10 protein-coding genes and 1 pseudogene are annotated in these 10,000 nt (G+C 48.3%); 3 read left to right on the forward strand and 8 right to left on the reverse strand.

The window, feature by feature from the left end:
• Together LDL40_RS04140 and hutH are read right to left on the reverse strand one after the other, a co-directional pair.
• Positions 1–363 (reverse strand): annotated as a pseudogene (locus LDL40_RS04140) (urocanate hydratase); the annotation flags it as partial.
• Between the two features lie 11 nt (positions 364–374).
• Positions 375–1,880, reverse strand: a complete 1,506-nt coding sequence (gene hutH, locus LDL40_RS04145; RefSeq protein WP_300993881.1) for a histidine ammonia-lyase — start codon at positions 1,878–1,880, stop codon at positions 375–377.
• A gap of 137 nt (positions 1,881–2,017) precedes the next feature.
• Here hutH and LDL40_RS04150 point away from each other — a divergent pair, with 137 nt between their 5' ends.
• Positions 2,018–2,914 (forward strand): LysR family transcriptional regulator, encoded by an 897-nt coding sequence (locus tag LDL40_RS04150; RefSeq protein ID WP_300993882.1) that lies wholly within the window; start codon positions 2,018–2,020, stop codon positions 2,912–2,914.
• Between the two features lie 29 nt (positions 2,915–2,943).
• On the opposite strand, the gene LDL40_RS04155 is transcribed toward LDL40_RS04150, so the two are convergent.
• The 4 genes from LDL40_RS04155 to LDL40_RS04170 all read right to left on the reverse strand — a co-directional run bounded on the left by LDL40_RS04155 (position 2,944) and on the right by LDL40_RS04170 (position 6,276).
• Positions 2,944–3,909: a PA2778 family cysteine peptidase gene (locus tag LDL40_RS04155; protein WP_300993883.1), complete on the reverse strand. Its 966-nt coding sequence runs from the start codon at positions 3,907–3,909 to the stop codon at positions 2,944–2,946.
• 12 nt (positions 3,910–3,921) lie between these two features.
• Complete coding sequence (locus LDL40_RS04160) at positions 3,922–4,293, reverse strand: PA2779 family protein (protein WP_300993884.1); 372 nt, start codon at positions 4,291–4,293, stop codon at positions 3,922–3,924.
• 179 nt (positions 4,294–4,472) lie between these two features.
• A complete protein-coding gene (locus tag LDL40_RS04165; RefSeq protein WP_300993885.1) occupies positions 4,473–5,318 on the reverse strand; it encodes a restriction endonuclease in 846 nt (281 codons plus the stop codon).
• Positions 5,319–5,508: 190 nt separating this feature from the next.
• Positions 5,509–6,276, reverse strand: coding sequence for an SDR family oxidoreductase (locus LDL40_RS04170; protein WP_300993886.1), 768 nt, complete (start codon positions 6,274–6,276; stop codon positions 5,509–5,511).
• A gap of 141 nt (positions 6,277–6,417) precedes the next feature.
• Here LDL40_RS04170 and LDL40_RS04175 point away from each other — a divergent pair, with 141 nt between their 5' ends.
• A complete protein-coding gene (locus LDL40_RS04175) occupies positions 6,418–7,326 on the forward strand; it encodes a LysR family transcriptional regulator (RefSeq protein ID WP_300993887.1) in 909 nt (302 codons plus the stop codon).
• Between the two features lie 55 nt (positions 7,327–7,381).
• Here LDL40_RS04175 and LDL40_RS04180 read toward each other — a convergent pair whose 3' ends face one another.
• A complete protein-coding gene (locus tag LDL40_RS04180) occupies positions 7,382–8,131 on the reverse strand; it encodes an SDR family oxidoreductase (protein ID WP_300993888.1) in 750 nt (249 codons plus the stop codon).
• A 298-nt stretch (positions 8,132–8,429) separates the two neighbouring features.
• On the opposite strand from LDL40_RS04180, the gene LDL40_RS04185 reads away from it, so the two are divergent.
• Positions 8,430–8,723: a DUF2787 family protein gene (locus LDL40_RS04185; RefSeq protein ID WP_300993889.1), complete on the forward strand. Its 294-nt coding sequence runs from the start codon at positions 8,430–8,432 to the stop codon at positions 8,721–8,723.
• Between the two features lie 56 nt (positions 8,724–8,779).
• Here the strand turns inward: LDL40_RS04185 and LDL40_RS04190 are convergent.
• A partial coding sequence (locus LDL40_RS04190; protein WP_300993890.1) for a type I restriction enzyme endonuclease domain-containing protein occupies positions 8,780–10,000 on the reverse strand: 1,221 nt, incomplete at its 5' end.

Consider the following 10,000-nt stretch of genomic DNA (forward strand, 5'->3'; position numbering starts at 1 on the left):
CTCTTCCGGGTGCTGCGCTACAGCTGGGTCTAAGTTATTGTCGATCATCAGCATAATAGCGGCCGCTTGCTGGCACCGGGCCGGATACTCGCTGATAGCACGGGCTTTAATGGCGTACTCCGGCTTAAAGCGGTACATATAAATACGGCCAAAGTCATTCAGTTCCTGCGCAAATTCAGCCGCAAGTTCGGCATGCCATTCTTTTGGGAAATAACGCAGCGCATTACGTACCGCCAGCTGTTTTTCTGCTTTGGTTAAAATGTCTTTGCGTTTTGGCGCACGGTTGGCATCCAACGGATAAGCTTTAGCCGCAGGCAATACAGCCGGAATACCTTGTTTAATTTGATCCTGAAACGTCATCATGGCACTCCCTGTTAGTTCACTGCAAAAGCGACATGAAAAGCCTGGTTTCGAACCAGCTGGATCATGGCATCAATGTCCGGCTTTAACAGACGATCTTCTTCCAGCTTCGCCACTTTGGCGCGGATAATGGCATGATTTTCTTCGATTAAATCTGAACAGGTATGAGGACGACGGAACTCAATAGCCTGAGCCGCATACATCAGTTCAATGGCGAGGATTTTTTCCAGGTTGCCTAAAATCTGATTCAGTTTACGACCTGAGATACTGCCCATAGACACATGGTCTTCCTGGCCCATCGAAGTCGGCACGCTGTCGGCTGATGGCGGGAAACACAAAGATTTGTTTTCTGTCACCAAAGCTGCCGTAGTGTACTGAGGGATCATCAGACCGGAATTTAAACCACCGGCTTTGGTCAGCAAACGTGGTAAACCATGCAGGCCTTCCAGTAATAAATAACAACGGCGGTCAGAAATATTGCCAAGCTCAGCCGCTGCTATCGAAGTGTAATCCAGTGCCATCGCCAGAGGCTGACCATGGAAACCACCACCAGACAAGGCTTCTTCAGCGCTGATGACGATAGGGTTGTCTGTGACTGAGTTCATCTCAATCTCAACCAGTTCTTTTAAATGGTAATATGCATTGCGTGACGCGCCATGCACTTGCGGTATACAACGCAGTGAATAAGGGTCCTGCACTCTGGCACAACCAAAATGCGACGCCATATTTTCTGAGTCTTTAAACAGACGGCGCATCCGTGCTGCTACTTCGATAGTACCGGCAAAAGGACGGATTTGATGCAATTCAGGACGGAAAGGTGAGCCACTGCCCTGCATACCTTCAATGCTCATGGCGCCCACTACATCGGCTAAGTCCAGCAGGTAACGCATTTTAAGCAGCGCTGTAATACCGTGCGACAGAATAAACTGAGTACCGTTAATCAGGCCTAAACCTTCTTTGGCCTGCAGTTCCAGTGGCTCTAAACCATGCTGACGCAAAGCTTCAGCGGCATGAATACTTTCTTTGCCTTGCCAGAACTCACCTTCACCTATCAGTGGCAAGAATAAATGCGACAGCGGCGCTAAGTCACCTGAAGCGCCAACCGAACCTTGTTCTGGCACCACAGGAATCAGGTCCAGCTCAATAAATTTCAGCATACGCTCAACCACTTCCAGGCGCACACCAGAATAGCCCTGGCTCAGTGCATGCACTTTAGTGATCAGCATCAGCTTAGAAATAGCTTTGGCAATAGGTTCACCTACGCCAACCGCATGAGTGATCAGCAGGTTTTTCTGCAGCAGTGCAGTTTCAGCTGGCGAAATCTGGGTGTCGCACAAAGGGCCAAAGCCGGTGTTGATGCCGTAAATGGCTTTGTCTGAAGCCGCCATTTGGTCGACACAGCTGCGGCTGTGATTAATTTTTGCTATAGCTTCAGCATTTAACTGCGCTTGAATGCGGCCTTCTGCAATAGCTTGTACTGTGTCCAGGTCAAGACGGTCAATGCCATAATGAAACACCATCTTCTACTCCTCTATTTGTTGCTGTGCATTAGCCCTCAGGGCCAGAGATAGGCTCATGCTAGCTTGCCGATGATGTTTTATAAATACATAATAATCGTATCTTATTCCGGATTTATCGAACTAAAGAGTGAGTCCTTATGCAGGTCCAGGACGTTGATTTACGCTTACTGCGAATTTTTGTCACCATAGTGGAATCTGGCGGTTTGTCGGCGGCCGAATCCAGGCTAAATATTGGCCGCTCTACCATCAGCGCCCATTTGTCCGATCTGGAAATTCGTTTAGGCGTGACCTTGTGTAAACGTGGCCGCAGCGGTTTTGAGCTGACTGAGGCTGGCCGGGTGACCTACCAGGCGTCTTTGCAACTGCTGCAGCAATGTGAATCCTTCGCCGCTACAGTGGCAGGGTCCAGACACACCTTGTCGGGCCGCGTCACTATTGCCATTGTGGATACGCTGATCAGCGATCCACGTTGTGGTGTCGCCAAAGCCATTGCAGCGCTGAAAAACAAAAGCAGCAATCTGCAGTTTGATATTCATGTCTGTGAGGCACGCGAAGTGGAAACCGCAGTGGCCAATGGCCGCTCTTTAGTAGGCATTGGCGTCAGCCGCCATCATATTCGCGGCCTGAATTACCAGCCGCTGCACCCGGAAACCAACTATCTGTATTGCGCAGCCGGCCATGCTCTGTTTGACTGCGCCGCCAAGGACAGCAGCAAATGGCTAGCCCAGGCCGAAGTGGTGACCAGTAACTACATGAGGGATAAAGAGATCCGCAACGACGGCCTGAACTACCAGAACAGTGCCAGTGCTTACCACGACGAAGGCATAGCGCACCTGATTTTGTCCGGTAAGTTTATTGGTTATTTGCCTGAACATTACGCCAGTTACTGGGTAGAAAAAGGCCTGTTTCGCGCCATTCAGCCGGAAAAATACAACTACCAAATTCCAGTGGTGCTGATCACGTCAAAAAGCAACAGCAGCTCACCTCTGGCCAAGGCCACTATTGAGGAGTTACAGCGCTGTCATCGGGATTAATTCAGTGAAAGCCTGGCAACATCAAGCTATCACTGGCATTGTAAGCCAGCGGCAGGCTCAGCCTTTTTAGAGCTGTTAATTTGTTGCTGACTATCCAGCAGATTAGTGTCATGTGGCGACAGCTTCAGGGCTGCTTCAATTAGGCTGGTGGCTTTCGCCTTGCAGCCTTGTTCACTTAATAACACAGCGTAATTGTTCAGATAGGATATTTCCTGCTGCGCATAAGGCAGGCCTTTTTCAAACCAGAGGGCCGCTTCTGCGGGCTGGCTGGAGAAATAATGATTACCCAATAAAAAATAAGGGAGCCAATAATCTGGCCACTGGGTAGTCGCGGTTTTTAGCGCTGTTACGCCGTTATCAACCTGTTGGGTAGTGAGTAAATCCTGACTGGCTTTGGTGTAGATAAAGGGCTCCAGCAGCGGACTTGTTTTGCCTGGCGGCAACATGGCCAACAACCAATAATTCCCCCTCGCCCAGGTGCGTTCAAAGGTAGAGAAGTCCAGCCGGTAGGCTTCAGTCAGCCCTGTATGCAAAATCACTTCCTGGCGTTGCAGATCGTAGCCAATCACCACCGCATAATGCCACTGTGGATACCAGGCGATAGAGTTGTTTTGCAGCACTATCACAGGAATGTTTTCTGCCACCAGACTTAACAATTGGTGCATGGTACCGCGCTGTGCGTAAGCAACCAGCCCCAGTTGTCGTGTTGCTGCGGCCATTTCAATTTGCAGAGTGCCTTGCAACCCCGGAATAAAAGTAGCGGGCGCTATAGTGGCAGGGTCTTTGTTCAGCCCATAAAAACCAGCCACTTCAGCTAAGGTCGTTGGGCCGCAAAAATACTCTTGCTGCGGATAAAAGGGGACTTCCGGGATAAGATGAGAGGAAGCTATAGCTGGAGGCTCAACCTGTAACAGGCTGGTTTGTGGCGGCGTCTGACAGCCTGTCAGTAAAATAAACAAGCCCACCAAAAGGCAGGCTTGTCGTAGTAAAACCATCAAACTCACGGATTAAATTGGGTTGATAAAAGGGTAAACGTCTGTCAGCCCCATTAAATCTGTGACGACCACAACCACAAGCACAGTCACCACAACACCAACAATGCCACCTGCAGGCATTTCATTCATTTGACTGTTCAGCGCATTCAGCTCTTCGGCAGTCATGTTAGCGATACGTTGTTTGGCATCAGCAGGGCTTACCCCCAGTTCAATCAGCTTGTTCTGCACTTCGGCACTGTCAACAAAAGACAAGACCTGCGCTTTGTTAAAGTTGAACTGCTGATGAGCGATCACTTGTTCTGAACTCACTACAGCGGCGCTCGCCTGGCTCATACCCAGGATGAATACAGGACACAGGATGCTGGCTTTTAAAAATTTATTCATCTTTATTTATCCTTAAGCTTGTTGTTTTTTATGAGAAAAAACGTTTTAGATAAATCTCAGAGAGCTAACTATTTAGCATTCATCTAAGCTGCAGAGTAAAGCATCCATCCGCTATGCGCAACAAAGCTCAAAAAGCGCTGCCTGGATGGATAAAGAAGTAACTGCAGCTGTCTGGAGTTTTATGCCCGGATCTCTGAATTCGGCCGCACGTCAGCAGTTGCATCTCTTACTCCCTTACAGCCAGGATAACGACTACAACCATAAAAGAAATTGCCGCTATTCGGGCCTTTTCTGGCTGTTCTCAGCTGCATATCGCTACCACATAACGGGCAACGTATATCAGCTTTTAGTTCGGATTGAGGTTCTTTGTTGCGAATGGAGTTGACCAGTAAGCGGCCATCCACCAGCACTATAGATTTACCTTCGGCGAAAGCTTTTGCATCCGGCGTAAATTCACCGCTGGTGACCACAATAGCGCCCGACGCCCCTTCAGCCATCATCACGCCATAGAGCTCACGCACTACAGTGACAGGAACCTTGCTGGCTTTCCATAATTTGCACTGCACCAGATAAGTTGCTGCGCCGTCTTTCACCCGCAAATCCACGCCGCCATCTGCACCAAAGCTGGTTTCAGCCACGCTATAGCCCAACTCCCTGAAATACTGGCCTACCAGCAACTCAAAGTCATGCCAGGACAAAGCAGCAAAAGGATCATAAGACTCTGTGTTTCTTGCAGTAGCTAACAACTTTATTCTTTTGCGCCGCGCAAAAAATGAAGCAACTGAGCCTGCAAGTAAAAAGAACGGAAAAACAAAACGGCCATAAAATCCCAAGGTCTGCAGTGCCTGATACTTGACGCCAGACAATAACTGTTCTGCATTGGTTGCAACAGGAATAGGCTGCGCCGCAAGCGAATCGAGATACCAGAACACAATAACAGCCAGCGTCACTCCAACCCACCAGGGCAAAGCTGCGGCCAGATTAAATAAATCTTCCAAAAAGTTAGTTTTCTTTCTGCGAGCCATCAGCACTCCATGCTTTGTAACTACCTCAGACCTATTGAGTCAGGTACCTTGTTGCGACCAAAAACAGAATACGGGTACAGACTATAACCGGAACTTATTTAGTTCAAGCAGGAATTCTGTAACAACATGAATGGATGATAAAAAGCAAAGGAGGCTAAGCCTCCTTTGTTGCACTACCAACTAAGAGAACTTAGGTTCTGGTAATGGATGCGCCACCATCTACTAATGAAGCTGTGCCTGTGACAAAAGAAGAGTCGTCCGAGGCCAGATAAAGCACTGAGCGGGCTAACTCTTCAGGTGTTGCGACTCGTTTTAATGCATGCAACTGAGTGACAAAAGCCTGTGATTCAGCATTGTCATTCATGCCTCTGTACATAGGCGTATCCACAGCGCCTGGCAATACTGCATTTACCCGTACATTCTGTGGACCAAACTCAGAGGCTAACGCCTTAGTTAAACCAATCAAGCCTGCTTTACTGGCGGCGTATGCCGCTACACCAGGGAATGCAAAGCTATAACCGACAAAAGTAGAGGTAAAAATGATGGAACCGCCACCTTGTTTAATCATTTCAGGAACCTGATGTTTAGCGCCTAAAAACGCGCTGGTCAGGTTGGTTTCCAAAGTTTCAGCAAAACCCAAAGCTGATACTTCTGTACTGGCGCCCATTTCGCCCAAAGTACCGGCGTTGTTATAAGCGATATCCAAACGGCCGTATTGACTGACAGCTAAAGCCACTAAGGCTTTGGCGTAGTCTTCAGACACCACATCACCAGAGAGCGCAACAGCTTCGCCGCCTTCTGCTTTAATTTCTGCCACTAAGCTTGCCAGCTCGCTTTCGCGACGCGCCCCTACTACTACTTTTGCTCCTTCACGGGCAAATAACAAGGCTGTTGCACGGCCAATGCCTGAACTTGCACCTGTCACTATTGCTACTTTATCCGTTAATTTTTTCATCATCTGTGCCTCAATTTAAGTTAAATCAGGTCACCTGACCTGCTTGAGATCTACTATATTGAATAGCTTTTAATAGATGAAGGCAGCGAATATAAAGGTATTATTCATTTTTTATGAATGGTTTTAGCAACAGAAGGCATACCAATGGACAGACTACGAGCCTACGAAATTTTTATGACTGTGGTAAACAAAGGCAGCTTTAATAAAGCAGCCGATTTGCTGGATACCTCACCGGCAAATGTCACCCGCTATGTCAATGATCTTGAAGCCTATTTAGGCTGCAGACTACTGAACCGCAGCTCCCGTAAGTTATCGCTGACAGAAAGCGGTGAAGCGCTGTTTGAACGCTGTAAGTCGATACTGGCGGAAGTGGCAGAAACTGAAGCCCTGGTGTCTTCAGCCGCTTTGCAACCAAGGGGCAGGCTGAGAATTAATGCGCCTTTAAGTTTTGGTATTTTACATCTGGCGCCTTTATGGCCTGAATTTAGCCGTCGTTACCCAGAGCTGGAACTGGATATTTCGCTGATTGACCGGGTGGTGGACATAGTGGAAGAAGGTTATGATTTGGTAATCCGCATCTCGCGCTCAGGTTCGGTCAATCACGCAGCGCGTAAACTGGCCAGCTCACATAATGTGTTATGCGCCTCTCCTGCTTATCTGCAGCGACACGGCACGCCTCAAACACCGGACGATTTAAAAGAACACGAATGCATCATTTACGCCTATTCGGGCGACGAGTGGAGTTTTACCGACAATAACGGCAAAACCCATCAGGTAAAAGTAAAAGGCAAAGTACACACCAACAATGGCGATACAGCTCGAGCCATGGCGCTTTGTGGCTCCGGCATTATCTGGCAGCCTACTTTTCTGATCGGCCCGGATTTAGCCTCCGGCGCTTTAGTGCCTCTGCTGCCAGACTACAAATTGCCCGACATCGATGTGCTGGCGATGTACCCAAGCCGACGGCATTTAAGTGTCAAAGTCAGGATGATGATCGACTTTCTGGTGGAAGCTTTTGCCGGAACTGCGCCCTGGGACCACAAAGGAAAATAGAAAAAAGAAAATAGCGGAAGAAAATAAAAGGGCCTGATTTGCAGGCCCCGGAATTTTACAATTGGCTCATACCACCATCAGCAATCAGTTCGGTGCCGACAATAAAGGCAGAGTCTGACGACGACATAAACAGCACTGTTTTCGCCAGCTCGTCTGAAGTACCAAAACGGTTCAGCGGAATTTGCGCCTGAATAGCTTTCGCCATCTGATCCAGTTGGGCCGTTTCCATGCCCAAACGGCCATACAGTGGCGTGCTGACAGGACCAGGGCTGACTACATTGACCCGCACACCCAGTGGCAACAGTTCTGCCGACAAGGTTTTAGCAAAGGAAATCAGCGCTGCTTTACTGGCTGCATACACAGAAGAAGAAGGCATGCCGATATGTGCATTAATAGAGCCGTTTAAGACAATGGCGGCACCAGGATTCAGCAGCGGCGTCAGCGCCTGTATAGTAAAAAACGCACCTTTGACATTGACGTTAAAAGTATGGTCCCACAAGCTTTCGTCTATAGCCGAAAACGGCGCAAACTTGGCAATACCGGCATTTAGGAAAATGGCGTCCAGTTTGATGCCCTGCTCAGTCAAAGTACGGGCCAATTCGCCAGCCGCTTTAATATCACCTTGATCATTCTGCAGGGCTATGGTGTTTGCGCCTATCAGGGTTTTCGCCTGGTCCAGCGTTGCCAAATCACGGCCTGTAATAACAACACGAGCGCCCTCTTGAGCATATTGAATGGCTGTCGCTAGACCAATACCGCTGTTGCCACCTGTCACTAACACTGTTTTGTTGGTAAATCTGTTCATATCTAACTCCTGATTCTGTTGGGTTTAGCTTTCGCGCCTGCTGTTGTCGGCTGCGTTGCTTGTTAAAAAACTACCCTACATGCGATGAGCAACTTAGGTCACAAGGCTAACTCGTAGGCAGTGAGTGAACTATAAACAGTCAGAACTTCTGAAACAAACCCACAACTATTGATGATCCGTTCAGCTTTTGTGAATGATGAAGAGGATATAGACAGAGCCATTTTTGAAGCTATTGGTTAAAGCTTCGCCGTTGGGGCAAGGGAATAGTGGAAATTTTAATAGTGTCTTGGTCTTAGATTTGGGGATAGGTCACAGCGCTGAAAAAGGTGTCTACCATCCGGTTGAGATCATGTTATTTCGTAAGGGGGATACATGGTACTTTGCATACATCACCGACTTTAAATACGTCGGTCAAGAGCAAGACGTTGAACTGGCTAAAGACTTAGATTTTGACTTTCAGGCGGGTGTGTTTCAGACCTTATACGGGTATTACCCGATAGAGGAAGAGTTAGATATCTATCCGGTGTGGGAAGAGAACTTTATTAATTACTGGCAGGACTTTGAAGTATTTGAATACAAAGTAGCTACCTGACGTAGCTACTTAATTATTTGCCGCTGCTCATTGTGTTGACTGGGTTTAGCGATAACTTAAACCCACTCTTCCCCAAGGCTCTCAGCCTGAGCCAGCACCAGCTGAATAGCTTCGTCTGCCATATCTGGCGGGTACTTGTACTTGCGCAATATGCGTTTGACCATCAGTCGTAAACGTGCACGCACGCTTTCGCGTTTGCTCCAGTCGATGGTGATGTTTTTGCGCAAATTGTCTGTCAGTTCGTGGGCTATTTTCTTCAGCGTATCGTCGCCCAACTCCAGTACTGCGGCTTCGTTATTGGCCAGAGCATCATAGAATTTCACCTCATCGTCGGTCAGACCAAGCTCTTCGCCACGTTTGGCCGCCTCTCGGAACTTCTTCGCCATATCCACCAGCTCTTCCATCACCTGCGCAGTTTCAATGCTGCGGTTTTGATAACGGGTGACTACGTTACTCAGTAGCTCTGAAAACTTCTTCTGCTGAATCACGTTGGTCGAAAAGCGGGATTTAATCTCACCTTCCAGTAAGCGTTCCAGCAATTCAACCGCCAGATTTTTCTCCGGCAAGTTCTGCACTTCGGCTAAAAATTCATCATCCAGCAAGCCAATATTGGGTTTATCAAGCCCTACCGCTGCAAAGATATCAACCACTTGGTCGGACACTATCGCCTGACCAATGATTTGCCGAATAGCCAGTTCCTTTTCTTCGTCGCTACGTTTTTTATCTGTGGTATCACGTTTGATGAGGATCACCTTCACTGCTTGCAGGAAGGCGACCTCTTCACGTACGGCTTTGGCTTCATCCATAGTGCAGCACAAACTAAAGGCTTTACTCATGGCCAGCGCATTATCAGCAAATCGCTTTTTACCGTCTTTTAAGCCCAAAATATGGTTAGCCGCACCAGCCATCAGTTTATGGCTACTGAGCGAGAATTCGCTGTAATCAAAGCCGTGCATCAAACCGCGCAGTATATCGAGCTTTTCTTCCAGCACAGCCCAAGCCTCAGCAGTATCGACCGTTGGCTTACCTCTGCCGTTACTGGCTGTGTATTCCTTTAGTGCTGACTTAAGTTCGTTGGCTATGCCGATGTAATCGACCACCAAGCCACCTTGTTTGTCACGGAACACGCGGTTTACCCGAGCGATGGCCTGCATCAGGTTGTGGCCTTTCATCGGCTTATCGACATACAGCGTATGCACACAAGGCGCATCAAAGCCTGTGAGCCACATATCGCGCACTATGACTATTTGCAGTGGGTCTTTTGGATCTTTAAAACG

The sequence above is a fragment of the Rheinheimera sp. genome (genome assembly GCF_020217005.1).
Classification (GTDB): domain Bacteria; phylum Pseudomonadota; class Gammaproteobacteria; order Enterobacterales; family Alteromonadaceae; genus Pararheinheimera.

Coding starts and splice junctions, on each gene's coding strand:
- LDL40_RS04150 (WP_300993882.1), top strand. CDS start 2,018: ATGCAGGTCCAGGACGTTGATTTACGCTTACTGCGAATTTTTGTCACC.
- LDL40_RS04170 (WP_300993886.1), bottom strand. CDS start 6,276: ATGATGAAAAAATTAACGGATAAAGTAGCAATAGTGACAGGTGCAAGT.
- LDL40_RS04155 (WP_300993883.1), bottom strand. CDS start 3,909: ATGGTTTTACTACGACAAGCCTGCCTTTTGGTGGGCTTGTTTATTTTA.
- LDL40_RS04175 (WP_300993887.1), top strand. CDS start 6,418: ATGGACAGACTACGAGCCTACGAAATTTTTATGACTGTGGTAAACAAA.
- LDL40_RS04160 (WP_300993884.1), bottom strand. CDS start 4,293: ATGAATAAATTTTTAAAAGCCAGCATCCTGTGTCCTGTATTCATCCTG.
- LDL40_RS04180 (WP_300993888.1), bottom strand. CDS start 8,131: ATGAACAGATTTACCAACAAAACAGTGTTAGTGACAGGTGGCAACAGC.
- LDL40_RS04165 (WP_300993885.1), bottom strand. CDS start 5,318: ATGGCTCGCAGAAAGAAAACTAACTTTTTGGAAGATTTATTTAATCTG.
- hutH (WP_300993881.1), bottom strand. CDS start 1,880: ATGGTGTTTCATTATGGCATTGACCGTCTTGACCTGGACACAGTACAA.